The 22,295-nt window shown below is 68.6% G+C and carries 12 protein-coding genes; 5 read left to right on the top strand and 7 right to left on the bottom strand.

All coding sequences use genetic code 11. The annotated features are described in order from the left end of the window. Window positions 1-112: 112 nt before the first annotated feature. The gene (locus AC07N1_RS11055; protein WP_494671852.1) at window positions 113-2,797 is read left to right on the top strand and encodes a TonB-dependent receptor; all 2,685 of its coding nucleotides are present in this window, start codon (window positions 113-115) and stop codon (window positions 2,795-2,797) included. A 190-nt stretch (window positions 2,798-2,987) separates the two neighbouring features. On the opposite strand, the gene AC07N1_RS11050 is transcribed toward AC07N1_RS11055, so the two are convergent. The 4 genes from AC07N1_RS11050 to AC07N1_RS11035 form a co-directional block, all read right to left on the bottom strand. Then, window positions 2,988-4,505, bottom strand: a complete 1,518-nt coding sequence (locus tag AC07N1_RS11050) for a glycoside hydrolase family 27 protein (protein WP_494671851.1) — start codon at window positions 4,503-4,505, stop codon at window positions 2,988-2,990. 144 nt (window positions 4,506-4,649) lie between these two features. Continuing rightward, the gene (locus tag AC07N1_RS11045; RefSeq protein ID WP_494671850.1) at window positions 4,650-6,221 is read right to left on the bottom strand and encodes a family 43 glycosylhydrolase; all 1,572 of its coding nucleotides are present in this window, start codon (window positions 6,219-6,221) and stop codon (window positions 4,650-4,652) included. After that, on the bottom strand, window positions 6,211-7,971 hold the full coding sequence (locus AC07N1_RS11040; RefSeq protein ID WP_494671849.1) for a DUF885 domain-containing protein: 1,761 nt from the start codon (window positions 7,969-7,971) through the stop codon (window positions 6,211-6,213). Before AC07N1_RS11040 ends, AC07N1_RS11045 begins: the two co-directional genes overlap by 11 nt. Continuing rightward, the gene (locus AC07N1_RS11035) at window positions 7,968-10,346 is read right to left on the bottom strand and encodes a beta-L-arabinofuranosidase domain-containing protein (RefSeq protein WP_494671848.1); all 2,379 of its coding nucleotides are present in this window, start codon (window positions 10,344-10,346) and stop codon (window positions 7,968-7,970) included. The genes AC07N1_RS11040 and AC07N1_RS11035 overlap by 4 nt, the downstream gene beginning before the upstream one ends. 425 nt (window positions 10,347-10,771) lie before the next feature. Here AC07N1_RS11035 and AC07N1_RS11030 point away from each other — a divergent pair, with 425 nt between their 5' ends. Next, a complete protein-coding gene (locus AC07N1_RS11030) occupies window positions 10,772-13,102 on the top strand; it encodes a S9 family peptidase (protein ID WP_494671847.1) in 2,331 nt (776 codons plus the stop codon). A gap of 8 nt (window positions 13,103-13,110) precedes the next feature. Continuing rightward, entirely contained in the window at window positions 13,111-15,870 is a 2,760-nt protein-coding gene (locus AC07N1_RS11025; protein ID WP_494671846.1) for a DUF5695 domain-containing protein, read from the top strand. A 292-nt stretch (window positions 15,871-16,162) separates the two neighbouring features. Here AC07N1_RS11025 and AC07N1_RS11020 read toward each other — a convergent pair whose 3' ends face one another. The 3 genes from AC07N1_RS11020 to AC07N1_RS11010 form a co-directional block, all read right to left on the bottom strand. Next, window positions 16,163-17,602 (bottom strand): amino acid permease, encoded by a 1,440-nt coding sequence (locus tag AC07N1_RS11020; RefSeq protein ID WP_494671845.1) that lies wholly within the window; start codon window positions 17,600-17,602, stop codon window positions 16,163-16,165. A 66-nt stretch (window positions 17,603-17,668) separates the two neighbouring features. Then, window positions 17,669-18,901 carry a M24 family metallopeptidase gene (locus AC07N1_RS11015; protein WP_494671844.1) on the bottom strand — a complete coding sequence of 411 codons (1,233 nt, stop codon included), beginning with the start codon at window positions 18,899-18,901 and terminating at the stop codon, window positions 17,669-17,671. Beyond that, window positions 18,898-20,163, bottom strand: a complete 1,266-nt coding sequence (locus tag AC07N1_RS11010) for an NAD(P)/FAD-dependent oxidoreductase (RefSeq protein WP_494671843.1) — start codon at window positions 20,161-20,163, stop codon at window positions 18,898-18,900. The genes AC07N1_RS11015 and AC07N1_RS11010 overlap by 4 nt, the downstream gene beginning before the upstream one ends. A gap of 66 nt (window positions 20,164-20,229) precedes the next feature. On the opposite strand from AC07N1_RS11010, the gene AC07N1_RS11005 reads away from it, so the two are divergent. Next, a complete protein-coding gene (locus AC07N1_RS11005) occupies window positions 20,230-21,147 on the top strand; it encodes a dihydrodipicolinate synthase family protein (RefSeq protein WP_494671842.1) in 918 nt (305 codons plus the stop codon). Between the two features lie 95 nt (window positions 21,148-21,242). Beyond that, window positions 21,243-22,241 (top strand): 4-hydroxyproline epimerase, encoded by a 999-nt coding sequence (locus AC07N1_RS11000; RefSeq protein ID WP_494671841.1) that lies wholly within the window; start codon window positions 21,243-21,245, stop codon window positions 22,239-22,241. Window positions 22,242-22,295: the final 54 nt, after the last annotated feature.

Genomic DNA, 22,295 nt, shown 5'->3' with positions numbered 1-22,295 from the left:
GACGTAGTCTGAGTTATATGCGTTCTTCCTGTCACGAATTTGTCAGGGGAGAGGACAAATGCAGGTCCGAGGGAAAAACTGGTTGCTGGTCGCTACGAGCGCGGCGGCAATCATGGTTGGAAATCAAGCGCTGGCGCAGGACGTCAAGGCGGACGCCGCAAGCGCTTCTGAAAAGTCAGACAAGAAAGCCGAGGACGACGCCAACGTCGTCGACACGGTTATCGTCAAGGGCATCCGCGGAAGCCTGAACGCGGCCGCGGAGCGCAAGCGCAAATCCGCTCAGATCGTGGAGTCGATCGAGTCCGAAGACGTCGGCAAGCTGCCCGACAACAACGTGCCCGAGGCGCTGTCGCGGATCACCGGCGTGCAGATCGAGCGCGTCCACGGCGAAGGGTCCAGCGTCGCCATCCGCGGCATGACGGGCATTTCGACCACCATCAACGGTAACAGCAACAGCGTCGGCGAAGCCCGCTCGACCAACCTGGCCGACATCCCGGCCGAACTGCTGAAGTCGGTCCAGGTCTACAAGACCCGCACCGCCGACCAGGTCGAAGGCGGCATCGCCGGCACGGTCAATGTCGAGCTGCGCCGCCCGCTGGACCTGAAGAACGGCCTCACGGTCGCCGGCAGCATCAAGAACGTCTACGCCAGCACCGGCGACACCAAGAGCCCCTACGCCAGCCTGCTGATCGGCAACCGCTTCGACACCGCCATCGGCGAGATGGGCTTCCTGATCAACGGGTCCTACACCCGCAACAACTACGAGGAAGACTTCGTCGAGAGCGAGTCGCCCACCACCTTCTTCGAGAACACCAACTCGTGGAACTCGCTGCCCGCGAACCAGAAGAACATCATCGCGCCGTACGCGGTGAACTACGGCGTCGAGACCGGCAAGATCACCCGTCCGTCGATCAGCGTGGTCGGCCAATGGCGCTATGACGAACACCTCGATTTCGTGCTCGAGGGCTCCTACTTCGGCAGCGAGGAAAAGCGCGGCCGCGACCGACTGCACGTCACCACCCGCGACCCCGACAGCACCGTCTCCAACGTCGTGCTGGCCAGCGACGGCAAGACGGTCCAGTCGCTGACGCTCAACCGCGCCACCGGCGTCGACGCCAGCGCGCAGTCCTATTACGAAGAGGTCAATTCCGACAACTACACGACCAACGCCGAGGTCCACTGGCGCGGCGAAAAGCTGCAGATCAACGGCTCGGCCCAGTACAACTGGAGCTCCAGCGAGTACTACGGCATCCTGACCATCGCGCGCCTGCTGGACTCGTCGGGCAGCCCGATCAAGACCGTCAATGTCGACCTGAACTCGGACAAGGTCCCGGGCCGCGGCGCCTACATCACCTTCCCGACCACGGACCTGTCGAACGTCGCCAACTACCGGCTCTCGCAGACGCACGACGAACAGACCTACGCCAAGAGCCACGAATTCGTCGTCGCCACCGACGCCACCTACCGCTTCAGCGAGGACAAGTTCCTGCGCAGCGCCACGGTCGGCCTGCGCTATAACGACCGTCACACCACCCGTGACTACGGCTATCGCGACACCTTCCCGACCAGCAGCCTGACCGGCTTCGCCCAGGGCGTCGGCGTCGAGGCCTCCAAGCTCGATGTCGGCGGCTTCTCGCCGTCGTGGTACCACCTGTCGGGCAAGGACATCATGGCCAACCTGCAGTCCTTCCGCACGGCTGCGGGCTGGACGACGGAAAAGCCCCCGGCCAACCTCGGCCAGAGCTACGCCGACGACGAAAAGTCGCTGGCCGCCTTCGTCAACGTCAACTACGCGATCGACAGCCGCTTCCCCATCGACGGCGTGGCCGGCGTTCGCGTCATCAAGACCAAGGGAACGATCGACAGCACCAAGTACTCGGTCGAAAAATCCCCGACGGTGGAGGATCCCAACCGGGTCATCGAGGTCATCACGCCCATCACCGGCGGCGGCGACTATGTCGATGTATTGCCCAGCATCAACGGCGTCATCCACTTCACGCCCAAGGTCCAGCTGCGACTGGCCTACACCTACAACGTCCAGCGCCCCAACTTCCTCGACATCTCGTCCTGGCGCACGATCGACACCATCGGCGGCGTGGTGTTCTCCGCCAACCCGGACCTGAAGCCGAACCGCTCGACCAACTACGACGCCTCGCTGGAATACTATTTCGGTCGTGGCGGCGTGCTGTCGGCCGGCGCCTTCCTGAAGAAGCCGGACGGCTACATCTACTGGGCCGGCCGTACCGAGTTCGTGCCGGAACTCAACAAGCAGGCCATGGTCTACAAGGTCCGCAACGCCGGGCCGGGCGAGTTCATGGGCTACGAGTTCAACGCTTCGGGCTTCTTCGACTTCCTGCCCGGCAAGCTGCGCAACTTCGGGGCCAGCGCCAACTTCACGTACATGGCCAAGGCCGAGATCATGTACAGCGACTTCACCGAAGCGCAGCGCAAGCTCCCCGGCGTCTACGACGCCGACAACACCTCGAAATATACCTACAACCTGGCGCTCTATTACGACACGCCGCAGTTCAGCGCCCGCGTCGCCTATAACTATCGCGACCGCTACAAGGTCACCGTCTACCAGGACAATCCCGAGTACTCGCCGTACAACGACGCGACCTCGCGCCTGGACGCGGCGGTCAACTGGACTCCGATCAAGCAGCTGACCCTCAGCCTGGAGGGCTCGAACCTGCTGGAGGAGAACAACAACGTCTATTGGGGCCAGAACCGCGCGCTGCCCCTGGGCGTGCGCGTGCAGGCCCGCACCCTGCAGGTCAGCGCCCGCTTCCGTTACTGATCAGAACCACGTCCGACGCCCGGCCAGGCCGGGCGTCGTTGAGCGGCGCCCTCCCGGCTCGCTCGCTTTGGGGAGGGACGTGCAAACGTCCCTCCCCTTTTTTGTCCGCAGTCAGCCCAGGCGACAGGCACGAAAAAGGGGCGCGGACCGATCGGCCCGCGCCCCTCGCCTCGTTGGCTGGAAGGGAGCCTCAGCTCCCCTTCACCTTCACCATCACCACGCCGCGCGCCGGCACCTCGAAGGCCTGCTCGCCGGCCGCCAGATCGACGCCGCGCCAGAGGTCGCGCACGGCGGTCAGGCCGGAAACGCCGGCGTCGGCCGCCTTCAGCTCCATCCGGACCGGCTTGTCCCCGCGGTTGAACAGCGCCACGGCGACCGAACCGTCGGCCAGCGGCTTGCTCCAGACCTCGGTCGCCCCGTCCCTGCGCACGGCCTTGCCCTGCACGCCGCGAGCGTCCTGGTCGACGGCGATCACCTCGCGGTTCTCGAGGATCTTCAGCACCTCGGCGCCGGTGTCGCGCAGGTCGTGGCCCATCATCAGCGGCGCGGCCGACATGGCCCACAGGCTCATATGGGTCAGGTACTCGTCCCTGGTCATGCCGCCGTTGCCGACCTCCAGCATGTCCGGATCGTTCCAGCCGCCGGGGCCGGCGAACTCGGGCTTGCCGTTCTTGTCGAAGCCGATCTTGGCCATGGTCGGATAGTCGTCAGTGATGTCGCCGGTGGTGCGCCACAGGTGACCGCCCACCTGACGGCCCCAGGCGCCGACGTCGAAGCGGCCGTACTGGCACAGCGAATAGATCATCGGCCGGCCGGTGGCCCGCAGCGCCGCGCCCATCTCGTAATAGGTGCGCTTGACGGTGTCGGCGTCGGCATAGAACCACTCGCCCGAACACAGGTCGTACTTCAGGTAGTCGACGCCCCATTCGGCGAAGGTCCTGGCGTCCTGGGCCACGTGGCCGTAGCTGCCGGCGTAGCCCGCGCAGGTCTTGGGGCCCGGCGAGCTGTAGATGCCCAGCTTCAGCCCCTTGGAGTGGACGTAGTCGGCCAGGGCCTTCATGTCCGGGAACTTGTCGTTGGGCCGCAGCACGCCGTCGGCGCCGCGCTCGCCCTGCCAGCCGTCGTCGATGTTGACATAGACATAGCCGGCGTCGCGTAGGCCGAAGGCGACCATGGCGTCGGCCATGGCTCGCACGGTCTTGTCGTCGATCGCCGCGCCGAACTTGTTCCAGCTGCTCCAGCCCATCGGCGGCTTGGCGGCCAGGCCGTCGGCGGCCAGCTCGCCCATCGGCGGCAGGCTGGTGGTGGTGAAGGCGCGAGCCTTGGCGTCTGCGGCCGTGCCCCGGCGGCCGTCCTGCTCGACATGGGCGTACCAGATGTCGCCGGCCAGGGAGACGCTCGCGCCCTTCAGGGTCGCGGTCCACTGGCGGGTGGGCTTGTCCTTGTCGTTGAGATTGCGCAGCTCGAAGGTCGCCACCCCGTCCTTCACGACGAGGTTCTGCATGTCCATCGACCCGTACCAGGCGGTCGTGACGGTCCCGGTCGGTTTGCCGGCCTTCTGCTCGATCTTCATCAGGGTGACGCCCGGATAGGACGGCGCGTCGTCGAAGGTCCAGACGCCGGCCAGCCCGGGTTGGGCGGCGGGGGCGGCCATGGCGGCGTGCGAGGCGACGAGCCCCAGGGCGAGCGGGGTTAGCAGGCGACGCATGCGATCTCCTTTGTTTGGATAAGGGTCTGGATTTAGCTGCGACAGGCGCAGCAAAGCTCAGGCCCGGCGCGACGCCAGGGCCTCGATAAATCGGTCAAGACGATCCGCGCGCCCGGCCGGGCGCGCGGATCGTCCAGAGTCGGCTCAGCGCGCGGCCTCGCAGGGCGGCGCATGGCCCGAGCCGGACTTGGGAGCTGCCGCCTGGGGCGCCAGCACCTCCCACTCCTGGACGGCGACGGCGGCGTAGGTTCCGCCGGCCGAAGAGGCGTCGAACACCGCCCGCAGGCAGCGGGTGGTGACGGGGGCGAAGCTAGCGTCCTGGAAGGCGCCGACCTCGGTCCCGAAACCCGTCGCGCCGGCGACCGGCTTCCAGCCGCCGTCCCAGTATTCCATGCGCCAAGCCTTGGGCGGGGCGACGCCAATGCCCGAACCGGCCGGCTGGTCGCCCCAAAACCAGATGCGGGCGCCGTCCACGGTCACCGGCGCGTCGAAGCGGTACTCGACCCACTGACGCGGCGGATTGTTCGGCGACCAGGTGCCCCAGGTGTCGGGCGGCAAGGGCGAGGCCTTGGTGATCCCGTCGTTCAGGGCCTTGATCCAGTACTGGACGGGGATCGGCTCGTTGGAGGCCGCCGCGGTCGCCTGGCCGGCGATGTTGCGGGTCGGGGCCGGCGGGGCTTGCGGACGGCGGGTCGGGATCAGTTTGCGGATGGCCGGCGGGCTGACGCTGTCGTCCCACTCGATCGGATCCAGCGCCACGCTGCGCCGGAAGTGGCCGCCGCCCGCCGCGTCGGCGGTGTGGTAGGCCATGTACCAGCGGCCCTTGAACTCCACCGCGCCCGAGTGCGAGGTCGTCGACGACACCGGACCCAGCATCACGCCGCGATAGGTCCACGGTCCCAGCGGCGAGCTCGCCGTGCCGTAGGCGATGCAGGCGTGATAGACGGCCGGCGTGCAGTCCGACTTCGGCCCCGCGCGGTTGCCGGCGTAGAGCATGTAGTAGACGCCCTTGCGCTTCATCAGCCACGGGGCCTCGAAGAAGCCGGTCAGCCCCTCGACCTTCACCTCAGGCCCCTTGGGCGTGATCATGTCGGCGGCCAGCTCCATGCCGCGCAGCTGCCCGAACGTGCCCCAGTAGATGTAGACCCGGCCGTCGTCGTCGATCAGCACAGTGGGGTCGATGTTCTGGATGTCGTTGGCGACCGGCGTGGTCTGCGAGATGATCGGGCCGGACGGATGGGCGTCCACCCACGGGCCGGTCATGCTGTCGGCCACGGCCACGCCGATGGCGAAGCGGTCCCTGGCGTTTCCACCGGCCTGCAGCACGGGCGCATAGAGATAGAACTTGCCGTCACGCCCTTTGACGATCTGGCCGGCATAGGCGCGGCCTTCCTCGGCCCACTTGAACACGGCCTGCGGCTTGGCGATGGCCGGATAGTGCAGCCAGTCGCCGGACGCCGGGTCCTTGGTGGCCAGCAACTGCCACTCGTTCATGATGAAGTCGTTGACGTCGGCAGGCGCCTCGTCGCGGCCGGCCAGGATCCACAGCGTATCGCCGTCGACCACCGGGGCCGGATCGGTCGAGTAGTAGCGGCCGTCGGCCAGGATCGGGTTGCCCGGGGCGTGCACCTTTTCCGGACCGGCCGCGCAGGCGGCAACGGGCGACAGCAGCAGGGCCGCGCCCGCGACCAGGGCGCGCTTCAACTCATTCCTCATCGGGATAGGGCCCCTTGCCGCCATCGGCGATCAGCTGGTCGATGCGGGCCTGAATCACCGGGATCGGCGCCGAGCCGATCTCGAGCACGGCGTCGTGGAAGGCGCGGATGTTGAACTTCGGCCCCAGGGCCTTCTCGGCGCGGGCCCGGCCCTCCACGAAGGCCAGCATGCCCATGTAGTAGGACAGCGCCTGGCCCGGCCAGGCGATGTAGCGATCGACCTCGGTGCCGATCTCGTGGTCGCCCATCGCGGTGTTGTCGTGCAGGTACTGGCGGGCCTGCTCGCGGGTCCAGCCCTTGGCATGGAGCCCGGTGTCGACCACCAGGCGCGCGGCCCGCCACATCTGATAGCTGAGCATGCCGAAGCGGTCGTAGGGCGTCTCGTACATGCCCATGTCCTCGCCCAGCGCCTCGCAGTAGAGCGCCCAGCCCTCGCCGTAGACCGACAGGTAGGTGTCGCGGCGGAAGGCCGGCAGGTCCTTGTTCTCGGCCGCCAGCGGCATCTGGAAGGCGTGGCCTGGCGCGCTTTCGTGCAGGGTCAGGGCGACCTGCGAATAGAGCGGGCGCGACGGCAGGTCGTAGGTATTGACCAGGTAGATGCCCGGCCCGCCCCGGCCCCCGGTGTAGAACGGCGCGATCTCGTCGGGCACGGGCTTGATGGCGAAACGGCTGCGCGGCAGGCGGCCGAACCACTGGCTGGCCTTGCCGTCGAAGGTCTTGGCGATCCAGGCGGCGCGGTTGAGCAGCTCCTGCGGGGTCTTGGCGTAGAACTTCGGATCGGTGCGCAGATAGGTCAGGAAGGCCGCCAGGTCGCCCTGGAAGCCGACCTCCTTCATGACCTCGAGCATCCGGCCTCGGATCTTGGCCACTTCCGCAAGACCGATGGCGTGGATCTCGTCGGGCGTATGGTCGGTGGTGGTGAATTCGACGATCTTGGACTGGTAGTAGGCCTTGCCGTCCGGCAGGTCGTAGGCGGCCAGCGAGGTCCGCGCGCCGGGGATGTATTCGTTGCGCAGGAAGGTCAGCAGGGCGGCATGGGCCGGGGTGACATCCTTGGTGATGGCCTCGGCCGCTTGGCTGCGAAGCTCGGCCTGGACCGCCGCGGGGATCACCGTCGGCATGGTCTTGAACGGCGCATAGAACGGCGAATCCTGCGGGGTCTTGGCCTCGGCCGCCAGGACGACGCCGGCGTCGCGGCCTTGCAGGGTTATCTTGGCCGCCGTGAAGCCGCGCTTCACGCCGCTGCGCATGTTGACGATCTGCTGGCCGTAGTAGCGCGGGATCTCGCGCAGCATGGCGATGTAGTTGCGGTAGTCCTCTTCGGTGCGGAACGACCCGCGCGACCACTCGGCCACGTCGCCCCAGAAGCTGGTGTCGGCGCTGAGCGGCTTTTCGTACTCGCGGTACTTCTGCTCGGCCAGCAGGGCGTCGATCTGGCCCTTGTAGACGGCGAAGTTGATCTTGTTCTGCACCGACAGCTGGGCCACCGGCAGGGCGGCGAGCTGGCTCGACACCTCGGTCCAGCGCTTCAGGCGCGCGGCCTGCACGGCCGGCCCGACATCGGGCAGCCGCTTGGGGGCGTTGGGGTTGTCCTCGTCCGGCGCGGCCTGGCTGACCCGCCAGTCGTACTCGGCGGTGTAGATCGCCTCGAACCGCTTGTCGGCCGAACCAGCGGCGGGAACCGCCCAGGCCGGTGCCGCGGCGAGGCCAAGCACGGCCGCGCCGGAGAACATCAAACCGCGCCGGTTCATGCCGTGGCCGCCGGCTTGGCGCTGAACACCCGCACGCCGAACACCGGCCCGGCGCTCGAACGCTCCTTGGGGACGAAGCGCACCTTCACGCTGGTCTTGCCCTTGGTCAGGGCCTCGGCCAGCGGGTACTCGACGTCGAAGAACTTGCCCGGACGGTCGTTGTCGAGGACCTGGGTAGCCACCTTGGTCCCGTCGACCAGGATGTCGAAGGTGCGCGCGCGCTCGCCGCCCCAATAGGTGGCCTGAAGCACCAGCGCCCCGGCCCGCACCTTCATGTCGAACTCGAAGAAGCCGCCGGAGCGAGCGTCGCGGCCGTTACGGCCGCGATAGCTGACCGGATAGGAGATGTCCGAGGTCAGGTTGTGGTCGCGCTCGGGCTGCATCTCGCCCAGGTGCATGACGTCGACCGAACGGGCGGCGATGTCGCGGGCCTTGGCCTGGTCGGCCAGGAAGGCGGCTTCCTCGGTCTTCCACGAAGCCTCGGTGAAGCGCTTGAAGTAGACGGCGCTGCGACGCTCGTACTGGCTGTAGAACGGCGCGAAGCTCAGGGCGCCCGGCCGCGACACGCCGTCGACGGCGTAGAGCGCCTTCTTCGGCTCGACCGGCTTGAAGCCGGCCAGCAGGTCGGTCCCGACCATGGCCGGATCGGCGCTGTTCCATTCGGCTTCGCCGGGACCAAGGTCGGCGGCCAGCACCATGGGGCCGCGCAGGAAGGCGACGGTGTTGGGATCGCCCGGCGCCGCTTCCAGCCGCAGGTCGAGCGGCAGGGCGATGGAAACCACGTCGCCGGCCTTCCACTTGCGCTCGACCAGGGCGTAGCCGCCGGACAGCACCGGCGTCACCGCCTCGTCGTTGACGCTGACCACGGCCTTGCCGGCGGCCCAGCCGGGCACGCGCAGCGCGATGGTGAAGCGGCCGGGCTTGGCCAGCTTGCTCAGGGTCAGACGGCTTTCCGGCTCGAACGGATAGAGGGTTTCGAGCTTGAGGGCCGCGCCGCGCGCCTTCCACTGGGCGTCGGCCGGGATGTAGAGGTTGACCAGCAGGGTCCCCTCGCCTTCCCAGAAGATCGACTCGCCGTGCTTGGCGTGGCTCTCCATGCCGCTGCCGACGCAGCACCAGAAGGCGTCGTCGTCGGTGGTCGAGAAGCCGCGCGTCGACCCGGTCATCAGCGGCGTCATGTAGGTGAAGCCGCCGGTCTTGGGGTTCTGCGCCGCCATCACGTGGTTGAGATGTGCGCGCTCGTAGTAGTCGAACAGCGAGCCGTCCGGCTTCCAGCTGTAGAGCTGCCGGGTCAGCTTGAGCATGTTGTAGGTGTTGCAGTGCTCGCAGGTCTGCTCGGTGATGTGGTCGGCGATGCTGTCGGGCGACGAGAAGTACTCGCGGTCGGCGTTACCGCCGATGACATAGCTGTGGTGCTGGGTCACGGTTTGCCAGAAGAACCGCGCGGCGGTGGCGTCCTTCTCCTTGCCGGTCAGCTCGTAGAGCCGGCCCAGGCCGATCAGCTTGGGCACCTGGGTGTTGGCGTGGAAGTTGGCCAGCTTGTCCTCTTGCGCGGCCAGCGGATCCAGGACCTTGCGGTCATAGATGCGCTCGGCCACGACCAGCCAGCGGGCGTCCTTGGTGCGGGCGTAGAGCTCGGCGTAGCTCTCGTTCAGGCCGCCATATTCGCAGCCCAGCAGGGTCTGCATCTGGGCGTCGTCGAGGGCGGCGAACACCTTCTCGAAATAGGCGCCCAGGCCGGTCACGACCTGCAGGGCCTGGGCGTTGCCCCAGGCGGCGTGAATGTCGAGCAGGCCGGCGAACAGCTTGTGCACCGTATAGAGCGGCGACCAGGAGCCATTGAGGTCAAAGCCGCCCGAGCGGATGTCGCCCTTCATTACCTCGGCGAAGATCTCCTCGCCGTCGACGACGGTCCCGTCCTTGCGCTTGCGCTGCAAGGCGCCGACGTAGCCGGTGCCGCGCTTGGCCTGGGCCTGGGCCAGTTCGGAAACGATGTAGTCGGCGCGGCGGCGGCATTCGGCGTCGCCGGTCTGCTGCCAGGTCAGCACCAGGGCGCTCATGTAGTGGCCCAGGGTGTGGCCGGCGATGGTGTCGGACTCCCAGCCGCCGTAGATTTCGCCCTTGGCGGGCAGGCCGGCGAAGATCATGAAGTTGTGCAGCAGCCGGTCGGGGCTGAGGCGCAGCAGATAGGCGTGGTTGACCTCGACCGCGGTCGCGAAGTCGGACGGCAGCAGCCGCACGTCGGAAAGCGGCAGCGGCGCGGCCTTGGCCGGTACGGCCGGCCCCTTACCGGTGGCGGCGAAGGCGCGCATCGGCTGCACGGCCGCCATCACGGCGGCGGTGGCGAGCAGCAAATCCCGGCGGCTAGCGGACATCGAAGCACCCCCAAACTTAATACGGTATACGAAATAAGTCAGACATATTTTCGAAGGTCAATCACCTGATTTGCCGGGATCGGGAAAGCTTGGCCGAAAGACGCCTCGCCTACATGGCGGAGCCTGCGGACGAGGCACGCCCAGGCCTCTATTCATGCAGGCCGATCAGCGCCTTGGCCGGCTCGCCTCAGCTTGGTTGAATGGATGTGAAAACTCCGACCAGACCCGCCGACCAAGAGGCCTCCGACGTCATGCTTAGGCCAACCTTCCATGCCGTGAACGAAGCGCGGCAAAACTAAAAAGTCTGATCATATATCGTATAATTTTCTTGACGACGCATCGCCGACCGTCGTTTCTGCAACGAAGCGAAATGGGGGTGATCCTTGCTAACGACGACGCGCATGCCGCGACGGGCGACCTTGTGGATGACGGCGGGCGCCGTCCTGGCGCTGTGCGCCCCGACGATCTCCACCGCCGCGACCACCAAGCCCGCTTCGACCGCGACCGCCCCCTCCCCCCAGCCGCCGATCGCCGAGCGCTATCGGAAGGCCGACGCCTTCCTTCGCCAGAACCTGGCCAAGCTGATCGTCGACGCCGACCTACAGCCCGCCTTCACCGACGACGGCAAGGGCCTGCTCTATCTGAAGGGCAAGGCGGGCGAGCGGTCGGTCCGCTTCGTCGATCTGGCAAGCAAGCAGGACCGTGTCCTGACCGACGACCGCGCCCTGGCCGCCAAGCTGTCGGCAGCCCTAGGCAAGCCCGTCCCGGCCGACGGTCTGTGGCTGGGCCGCCTGGCCTACGACACCGCCGGCGGCGCCCTTTCCTTCGACGCCCAGGGCAAGCGCTGGAGCCTGTCGGCCAAGGGCGAGCTTTCCGAAACGCACGAAGCGGAATGGAACCCGGGCCTGTCGCCCGACGGCCGTTTCGAGATCGTCGCCCGCGACTTCAACCTCTTCGCCCGCGAGCTGAAGACCGGCCGCGAGGTCGCGCTCACCACCGACGGCGTGCGCGAACAGCCCTATGGTCGCGGCATCCCGCAACTGGCCGACATCCTGAAGGCCGGCAAGGAAGAGCCGGACATGCCGGTCTCGGTGCGCTGGTCGCCCGACGGCTCCAGGATCCTGACCTGGCGTCTGGACACCCGCGGCGTCGAGCGCCTGTCGATCACCCAGCAGAACCCCGGCGGCCTCTATCCGCGCAGCTTCGCCTACGTCTACCCGCTGGCCGGCGCCAAGGTGCTGCCGCAGGCCACGCGGCTGGTGATCGACGTCGAGCAGGCCTTCAAGGACGGCAAGGCCAAGCTGGTCCCTCTGCAGATCCCCAGCGAGTCGCTGCTCTATCCGGCCGATCCGGACCTCGGCTGGATCGGCGACCACGTCCGCGTGCAGTGGACCGAGCGCGGCTATGGCCAGCTCGTCGTCTATTCGGCAGATCCGAAGACCGGCGCGGCCACTGTGGTGGCGCGCGAGGCGGTCAAGCCGATCGTCACCGTGACCTCCACCCAGATCCAGCCCCAGCCGGAGCTGGGCGGCGAACTGGTGATCTCCGAACGCTCGGGCTGGGCCCAGCTCTATCTGGTCAAGCCCGACGCCCCCAACGGCGGCGCGGCCCTGACGAGCGGCAATTGGGAAGTCCTGTCGATCGAGCACATCGATCCGGCGGCCAAGAGCCTGGTGCTGACCGGCGTCGGACGCGAGGCCGACCGCAACCCTTACGACCGCGCCCTCTATCGCACCGGCCTGGACGGCGCCGCGCCGCGCCTGCTGACGCCCGAACCGCTGGACCACGACACCCGCGTCTCGCCGGACGGCCGCTGGTTCGTCGACGCCATGTCGAGCCCGACCCAGCCGACCCGCACCGTGCTGCGCGACACGACCGACGGAAAGATCGTGCTGGAGCTGGGCCGCGCCGACGCCAGCGCCCTGGCCGCCGCCGGCTACACCCCGCCCGAGCCGTTCCAGGGCGTGGCGGCCGACGGCAAGACGCCGCTCTACGGCATGATCTTCCGCCCGGCCGGTTACGATCCCAAGCGGCGCTATCCGGTGATCGACAACGTCTATACCGGCCCGACCACCACCCAGGTGCCGGTCGAGTGGAGCGAAAGCGTCCTGGCCGGCGGCAACAGCGTCGCCCAGATCGGCGCGATCGTGGTGATGATCGACGGCCGCGGCACCTCGCGCCGGGGCCAGGCCTTCCGCCTGCCCGCCTACCAGAACCTCGGCGAGGTCGGCCTCGACGACCACATCGCCATGATCAAGCAGATGGCGGCCAAGCATCCCGAGATGGACGCGACCAGGGTCGGCGTCTACGGCGGCTCGGCCGGCGGCTACGACGCCGCCCGCTTCGTGCTGCGCCGTCCGGAGTTCTTCAAGGTCGCCGTCGCCTCGTCGGGCAACCACGACCTGCGCCTGGACAAGGCCTGGTGGCCGGAAGTCTCGATGGGCCTGGCCGACGAGGCCACCTGGGAGCGCAACTCCAACATGTCGGTCGCGGGCGGCCTGCAGGGCAAGCTGCTGCTGGTCCACGGCGACATCGACGACAACGTGCCGGTCACCGAGAGCCTTCGCCTGGCCCAGGCCCTGATCAAGGCCGGCCGCGACGTCGACCTCGTGATCCTGCCCAACACCACCCACGCCGTCGGCCAGCCCTTCTTCCACAAGAAGCTGCGCGACTACTTCACCCGCAACCTGCTCGACGAAGCCCCGCCGCCCCTGACCACGGCGACGGCTCCCGTTTCGGCTCCGGTCTCGCGATGAGGCATAAGATGAAAAACGCACGCCCCCTCTCCCTGGCCCTGCTGCTGCTCGCCGGCGCCTCCGCGGCCCTGCCCGTCCCGATGACGGCCTTCGCGCAAGAGCCGCCCAAGGAAGAAAAGAAGGTCTTCCCGCCGATCGCCAAGACGGCCTATCGGACCAAGCAGTTCCAGCTGGACCTGCGGACCGACACCCAGACGCTGGCGCGCCTGTCGCCCCTGGGCGAGACGGCCTTCGACTTCACGCCCGGCGCCCGCGAGGCCGAACGCGCCGAAAGCGGCTATGTCCACATCGGCGATATCCATCTGCGCGTGCGTGAAGCCGGCGGAACTTGGCGCGACTTCAGCTCGGCCCACGCCCGCAAGCCGATCCGCGCCCTGAAGGCCGGCGGCGCGGTGCTGGCCGCGGCCGACATCACCGCCTCGCTGGGCGACGGCGCGCCAGTGCGCGTCGAGCGCCGCTGGGTCAACGACAACGGCGTGCTGGCCCTGCGCTTCACCCTGGTCAACACCGGCAAGACGCCGCTGGAGATCGGGGGCCTGGGCCTGCCGATGGTGTTCGACAACATCATCACCGACCGCTCGCTGGAGGAGGCCCACGCCCAGGCCAGCTTCGTCGATCCCTATATCGGCCGCGACGCCGGCTACCTGCAGGTGACCCGCCTGAACGGCAAGGGTCCGGCCCTGCTGGTGCTGCCCGAGAAGGGCACGCCGCTGGAGGCCTATCGCCCGATCCGCGAGGCGCGCGCCACGCGCGGCGACGGCGACATCCTCACCGACAAGACCCAGCGCGGCCAGACCGCCGAGGGCTTCTACGACTGGACCGTCGCCAGCCTGGGCTTCGCCGAGAAGGAATGGAAGAACGCCGGCGAGCAGTGGAACACGCCCACCAGCGTCACCCTGCAGCCGGGCGAAAAGCGCGAGATCGGCGTGCGCTTCGTGGCCTCGCCCTCCATCCGCGCCATCGAGGACACCCTGGTCGCCTACAAGCGGCCCGTCGCTGTGGGCGTGCCCGGCTACGTGCTGCCCACCGACCAGCAGGGCTCGCTGTTCCTGAAATCGCCCTCCAAGGTCGCCAAGGTCGAGAGCTTCCCGGCCGGCGCCCTGGCCGCCACGCCGTCAGGCGAAGGCAAGGGCTGGGCGCGCTATGACGTGAAGGCCTCGGGCTGGGGCCGCGCGACCCTGTCGATCACCTATGGCGACGGCCAGGTGCAGACGGTCAGCTACTTCATCACCAAGCCGCTCGAACAGACCATGGCCGATCTCGGCCGCTTCTCCGCCACCCGCCAGTGGTTCGACGACAAGGCCGACCCGTTCGGCCGCTCGCCGGCGATCCTCAGCTACGACCGCGAGACCGACAAGATCGTCACCCAGGACTCGCGGGTCTGGGTCGCGGGCATGAGCGACGAAGGCGGCGCCGGCGCCTGGGTGGCGGCGATCATGAAGCAGCTCGACAACCCCGACGCGGGCGAGGTCGACCGGCTGGAGCGCATGGTCGACGAGACCGTGGTCGGCAACCTGCAGGTCGCCGACGGCCCGCAGGCCGGGGCGGTCAAGAAGAGCCTGTTCTACTACCAGCCCGACGAGCTGCCCAACTACTACGACCCCAAGATCGACTGGCGCTCCTGGACCTCGTGGTCGAAGAAGGACGCCGGGGATCTCGGCCGGTCCTACAACTATCCGCACGTCGCCATCGGCCACTGGGTGCTCTACCGCCTGGCCCGCAACCACCAGGGCCTGGTCACCCGCCACGACTGGCGCTGGTACCTCGACCACGCGCGGATCACCGCCGTGGCGATGATGCGCGACGCCCCCTACTACGCCCAGTTCGGCCAGATGGAGGGCGACGTCTTCGTCGACATCCTGAAAGACCTGAAGCGCGAGGGCATGACCGCCGAGGCGGCCGAGTACGAGGCCCTGATGAAGGGCCGCGCCGACCACTGGAAGACCCTGCCCTATCCGTTCGGCAGCGAGATGGCCTGGGACTCGACCGGCCAGCCCGAGGTCTATGCCTGGATGCGCTATTTCGGCTACCAGCCGCAGGCCGACGAGACCCGCGAGGTGATCCTCGCCTACGACCCGACCATCCCCAGCTGGGGCTACAACGGCAACGCCCGTCGCTATTGGGACTTCCTCTACGGCGGCAAGTATTCGCGCATCGAGCGGCAGATCCACCACTACGGCTCGGCCCTGAACGCCGTGCCGCTGTTCGACGCCTTCCGCGCCGATCCGGCCGACCTGCACCTGCTGCGCGTGGCCTACGGCGGCATGATGGGCGGGATCACCAACATCGACCAGGACGGCTTCGGCTCGGCCGCCTTCCACTCCTATCCCGACATGATGAAGTGGGATCCGCTGACCGGCGACTACGGCATGGGCTTCTTCGGCCACGCCTATGCGGCGGCGACCTATGCGGTGAACGACCCGACCTTCGGCTGGCTGGGCTTCGGCGGCGACGTCAAGGCCGACGGCGGGACGGTGCGGATCGTCCCCAGGGACGGCGCCCGCGCCCGCCTGTTCGTCGCCCCGGCCGGCGCCTGGCTGACGCTGGAGGCCGGCAAGATCGAGGCGGCGACCTACGTCCCGGCCACCGGCGAGATCACCCTGACCCTGGCGGCGGGCGACAAGTCCACCCCGGCGGCCCGCCTGCTGGTCGAGGCCACCACCGCCGGCGCCAAGGCCTACGCCCCGGCGGAAGGCACCTTCGAGCGCGGCGCCTACACCCTGCCGCTGGGCGACAAGGCCAAGACGATCGTCCTGCGTCCGAAATAGCTTTACCCCGCTGGCCGCCCCCCGCCAGCCGACGCCGCCGCTTCCCAGCGGCGGCGTTTTTCTTTGGGCGATGGCGCACGAAAAAGCCCCGCCGGACGGACCGGCGGGGCTTTGGTCTCTCTTTCCCCCTTCGTCATCCCGGAAAGCGCGTAGCGCTTATCCGGGACCCAGGGGCGGCCGCAACGTATTGGCCGACGCAGCAGCGGCGAACCCAAGCTCGGTGCCCAGTCGCCTGGGTCCCGGCTCTACGCGCTGCGCGCTTCGGCCGGGATGACGAGCTTGGGGGCAGTAATCAGGACGCAGCGTCACTGACCGGCGGGACGTCGACGCCCTTGGCCAGCAGGCTCGTGCGGCGGCTGTAGAGGAGGTAGACGACCAGGCCGATGGCGTTCCAGCCCGCAAAGCGCAGCAGGGTGCCGACCGGCAGGCTGATCATGAAGTAGAGGCAGCCGACCACGGCCAGCGGCGCGACGACCCACACCGCCGGGCAGCGGAACAGGCGCGGCAGGTCAGGACGGGTCTTGCGCAGCACCATCACGCAGACGGCGACGCAGATGAAGGCCAGCAGCGTGCCGGCGTTCGACAGCTCGGCGATCTGGTCCAGCGGCAGAAAGCCGCCGACCAGGGCCACGGCGACGCCGGTGATCAGGGTCAGGCGCACCGGAGCCTGCTTGGCGTTGAGCTTGCCCAGGGCCTTGGGCAGCAGGCCGTCGCGAGCCATCACGAAGAACACCCGGGTCTGGCCGTACATCATCACCAGGATGACGCTGGGCAGGGCCAGGATGGCGGCGACGGCGATGCCCACGGCGGCCACCGGATGCTGCAGCGAGCGCAGGATGAAGGCCAACGGCTCGCCCGAGCGCGCGAACTCGGCATAGGGCCAGGCGCCGACGGCGCAGGCGGCCACGACCATGTAGATCACCGTGCAGATCAGCATCGAGCCGATGATGCCGATGGTCAGGTCGCGCTTGGGGTTCTTGACCTCCTCGGCCGAGGTCGAGACGGCGTCAAAGCCGAAGAAGGCGAAGAACACGATGGCGGCGGCCGCCATCACGCCGCGCGGATGGCCGCCCTCGGTATGGGAGACGAAGCCGTAGGGCATGAAGGGGTGGAAGTTGGCCGCCTTGATCGCGCCGATCGTCAGGGCCACGAACACCGCCAACGCGACGATCTTGATCACCACCAGCACGATGTTGACCGTGGCGCTTTCGCGCGCGCCCTTGGCCAGCAGGGCCGTCACCGCCGCGGTGACCAGCACCGCCGGCAGGTTGATGATGCCGCCCGCGTGCGGCCCGGCGATCAGTTCCTGCGGCAGGAAGATCCCGACGCTCTTCAGCAGGCCCACCATGTAGCCCGACCAGCCGACGGCCACGGCCGCGCAGGTCACGGCGTATTCCAGCACCAGGCTCCAGCCGACGATCCAGGCCAGGCCCTCGCCCAGCACCGAATAGGCGTAGGTGTAGGCGCTGCCGGCGGCCGGGATCAGGGTGGCGACCTCGGCATAGGCGAGCGCGGCGAACACGCACAGGATCCCGCAGGCCGCGAAGGCCAGGATCACCGCCGGTCCGGCCCGCTCGGCCCCGATGCCGGTCAGGGTGTAGATGCCGGTGCCGATGATCGCCCCGATCCCCAGCGCCAACAGGTGCGGCCAACTGAGGGTGGGCTTGAGCCTATGGCTCGCATCCATCGCCACGATCGCGTCGAGCGCCTTGCGGCGCGTCCAGAAGCTCATTCTATCCCCCTTTAAAGAGAAGCTCCCCGCACCGCCTCCTCCCGGCGTCGCGGAGATCGGCCAAAATCAGATCTTGAGGTGGTCTCCCCCGGCGGCCTTCAGGCCGAACGGGTCGTCGATCGACGGCGACGGCGGCGTGAACCAGGCCGCGCCGTCCTCGGTGACATGGAAGTGGTCCTCCAGGCGCACGCCGAAGCGGCCCGGGATCACGATCATCGGCTCGTTGGAGAAGCACATGCCCGGCGCCAGCGGCGTGGAATCGCCGCGCACCAGATAGGGTCCCTCGTGGATCGACAGGCCGATGCCGTGGCCGGTGCGGTGCGGCAGGCCCGGCAGGGCGTAGTCGGGACCCAGGCCGTGACGCTCCAGCACCTGGCGAGCGACGGTGTCGATCACCTCGCACGGCAGGCCGGGCCTCACCGCGTCGAAGGCGGCCGCCTGGGCCTCGTGCTCGATATCCCAGATCCTGCGGTGCTCCTCGCCCGGCTCGCCGAACACATAGGTGCGGGTGATGTCGGCCTGATAGCCCTCGACCTGGCAGCCGGTGTCGATCAGCACCAGATCGCCCTGCGCCAGCTCCTGGTCGCCGGGCAGGCCGTGCGGATAGGCCGTGGCCTCGCCGAACTGGACCGCGCAGAAGGTCGAGCCGCCGCCGCTCGCGGCGCGATGGGCCTCGTCGATGAAGCGCTTGACCTCGCTGGCCCGCACGCCCGGCGCCAGCACCGCGCCGGCGCGGCGATGGACATCCAGGGTGATGGCCTTGGCGTAACGCATCAGGGCCAGTTCGGCCGGCGACTTCACGCCCCGACAGCCGTCGACCACCGCGGTGGCGTCCTTCACCGACAGCGACGGCGAAACCGTCTTCAGCGACGAATAGAGCAGGAACGGCGCGGCCGGATCGAGCGCCAGCGTCTCGACGCCGACGTCCGCCAGCGAACGGGCGACCAGGGCGGCGGGGCTTTCGTGCTCCTGCCACAGGCGGATCTCGACCTCGATCTTCAGGTCGGCCTGCAGCGAGCCCAGCTCGAAGCCCGGGCAGATCATCAGCGGCGCGCCGTGCACCGGCAGGAGCAGGGCGACCAGTCGCTCGGTCGCGCCCCACGGCACGCCGGTGAAATAGCGCAGGGACGCGCCGGTCCCGATCAGCAGGGCGTCGGCGCCCAGCGCGCGGGTCAGCCCCCTCGCCTTCTCCAGACGGGCCTCGTACTCGGCGGCCGCGATCGCCGGCGGTCGGCCGGCGCGCGGCGAAAGGCCGGCCAGTTCGGCGGCCATGGTCGATCCGCCCACGCCCAGGGTCATGCTGTCGTCCTCGTCTTGCCTTTGCCGGCCGCGAACCGGTCGATGTCGAAAGGGGAAAGCTCCACGGCCTCCCCGCCCATCAGCCGCGCCACGATCTCGCCGGTGGTCGCCGCCAGGGTCAGGCCCAGGTGCTGATGCCCGAAGGCATAATAGAAATTGTCGGCCCTCGCACTGGCGCCGATGGCCGGCAGATAGTCGGGCAAGGTGGGCCGGGCGCCCGACCATTGGGCGACATCGCCGCCCAGCTTGATCCCGAGCGCCGTCAGGTGAGCGCGCAGGCGATCCCACTTCATGGAATCAGGCGGGGAGCCCTCGCGGCAGAATTCGACGAAGCTGGCCGCTCGCAGGCGATCGCCGAAGCGAGTCAGGATCAATGAGCGATCCTCGAACACCACCGGCGGCAAACCGCTCCAGTCGCCCGCTTTTCCTTCCAGATGATAGCCTCGCTCGGCGATGATCGGAGCGACATGGCCAAGACCGCGCATCAGCACGCCCGAACCGACGCCGCCCGTGACCAGGATCCGGCCCGCGGCCACGCGCTCGCCGCCGGCCAGCACGACCTCGGCCCCCGCGCCGCGCCGCGCCAGGCGCTCCACGCTGGCGGTCAGCCGCCGGCCGCCCAGAGCCTCGAACGCCTCGCCGAGCAGCTTCAGCACCTGTCCCGGGTCGCTGACCTGGGCCGAGCCCTCGAATCGCGCCCCGCCCGCCAGGGGCGTCGCCACCTGCCGGGCGACGCGGCGCAGGGTCGGCTCGTCCAGCGGCGAGAGGCGCGCCTGGCCGATGTCGGCCGCGCTCCAGGCCGTCATGCCCTTGCGGGCGCTCTCCGGACTTTCCCAGACCACGACGTGGCCTTGCTCAAGGACGAGGTCGGGCCGTTCGACCGACGCCGCCAGCCGCTTCCAGGCCGGCAGGGCGTCGGACAGCAGGCCGCCGAGCGCGGCCCGGCCGCGCGCCGCCCCCTCGGGCGTGCAGGCGCGCATGTAGCGCGCTGCCCAGGGAAGCCAGGTCGCCGCGTCGGCGAGGCGGAAATCCAAGGCGCCGCCCAGGGCGAACAGCCGGCGCGGGGCCGAGGCCAGGGCGGCCGGCGAAGCCAGCGGCTCGACCTGTTCGACCGCGATGTGACCGGCGTTGCCATAGGATGCGGGCGGAGGATCACGGCGCGGATCGATGAGCAGCACGTCCTCGCCCGCACGCCGCAGGGCCAGGGCGCAGACCGTGCCCACGATCCCCCCTCCAACGACCGCCGTTCCCGCTGACTTCATAGTCGGGCTTTACCCTCACACTTAATATCGTATACGGTAGACAAATCAGCAGGAGGCGCAAGCACTATGAGTTCCATGCGTTGGTCGGGGGTCTTTCCCGCCGCCACCACTCAGTTCAAGCCCGATCTTACGATCGATTACGACGCCAGCCAGACGGTGCTGGACAATCTCGTCCGCGACGGCGTGCACGGCCTGGTCGTGCTCGGCACCTGCGGCGAGAACAACTCGCTGGAAGCCGACGAAAAGCGCAGCCTGCTCAAGGCCGCGGTCGAGGTCGTGGCCGGCCGCGTGCCGATCATCGTCGGCTGCTCGGAACTGACCACGCCCCGCGCCGCCGCCTTCGCCAAGGACGCCGAAACCATCGGCGCCAACGCCCTGATGGCGCTGCCGGCCATGGTCTACGTGCCGACCGAAGCCGAACTGGAAGCCCACTTCCGCACGGTCGCCCGGGCCTCGAGCCTGCCGATCATGCTCTATAACAACCCGCCGGCCTACCGCGCCGCCATCAGCCTGGGCGTGCTCGAGCGTCTGGCCGACGAGCCGACCGTCGTGGCGGTCAAGGAAAGCGCGCCCGACACCCGCCGCTTCACCGACCTGGCGCGCGCCTTCGGCGACCGCTTCATCCTGATGGCCGGTCTCGACGACGTGGCCCTGGAAGGCCTGCTTCTGGGCGCCAAGGGTTGGGTCTCGGGCCTGACCAGCGCCTTCCCGCAGGAATCGGTGGCCCTGGTCGCGGCCGTCGACGCCGGCGACCTGGAGACGGCTCGCCGCATCTATCAGTGGTTCATGCCGCTGCTGCACCTCGACGCCGAGCACGACCTCGTCCAGTCGATCAAGCTGGCCGAGGAGATCATGGGCCGCGGTTCCGAGCGCGTGCGCATGCCCCGCCTGCCCCTGGCCGGCGCTCGCCGCGCCCAGGTCGTCGCCATGGTCGAGGAAGCCGCCGCCACCCGGCCGGTGCTCGCTCCGGCCCAGGCGGCCTGATCCCCTGCCCGTCATCCCGGCCGCATCCGCGCGCCGGGATGACAAGCTCGCTCCAAACCGATTGGATCGGCTCTTCTTGAGTCCCGAGGAAGTCCATGCGTCACACGTTCTTCTGCATCGACGGCCACACCGCCGGTAATCCCGTGCGTTTGGTGGCCGGCGGCGCGCCCTTGCTGCGCGGCACCGGCATGAGCGAACGACGCCAGGACTTCCTCGCCCGGTTCGACTGGATCCGCACCGGCCTGATGTTCGAGCCGCGCGGCCACGACATGATGTCGGGCGGCTTTCTCTATCCGCCCACCCTGCCCGACTGCGACGCGGGCATCCTGTTCATCGAGACCAGCGGCTGCCTGCCGATGTGCGGCCACGGCACCATCGGCATCGTCACCTTCGCGCTCGAGAACGGCCTGCTCACCCCGCGCGAGCCGGGCAAGCTGCGGCTGGAGGTTCCGGCGGGCGTGATCGACATCGCCTACGAGACGCAGGGCGAAAAGGTCACGGCGGTGAAGATCCGCAACGTCGCCAGCTATCTGGCCGAGACCGGCGTCGAGATCGAGGTCCCGGGCTTTGGCCCTCTGACCGTCGATGTGTCGTACGGCGGCAACTTCTACGCCATCATCGAGCCGCAGGGTCCTTACAAGGGCGTCGACGACCTGGGCGCGGTCGAGATCCTGCGCCTCAGCCCGATCATCCGGACGCTGATGCGCGACAAGGTCGAGCCGGTGCATCCGCTCGATCCCACCATCCGCGGCGTCAGCCACGTGCTGTGGGCCGACGCGCCCGCCACCGACGGCGCCGATGGCCGCAACGCGGTGTTCTACGGCGACCGCGCCATCGACCGCAGCCCCTGCGGCACCGGCACCTCGGCGCGCCTGGCGCACCTGCACGCCAAGGGCCGCCTGAAGGTCGGCGACGCCTTCGTCCACGAGAGCTACATCAAGAGCCGCTTCATCGGACGCGTCGAGGCCGAGACCACCCTGGGCGAGCGTCCGGCGATCATTCCCTCGGTACAGGGCTCGGCGATCGCGACCGGCTTCAACACCATCTGGATCGACCGCGCCGATCCATTCTGGAGCGGCTTCCAGGTCAAGTAAGCCCAGTTGTTGGTCAGTCGATGAATTTATCTGGTATACGATGAACGAGCAGCG

The organism is Caulobacter sp. GW821-FHT09B11 (assembly GCF_059418205.1).
The sequence above is the reverse complement of the archived record's forward strand: the minus strand, read 5'-3'. Positions and strand labels throughout refer to the sequence as shown.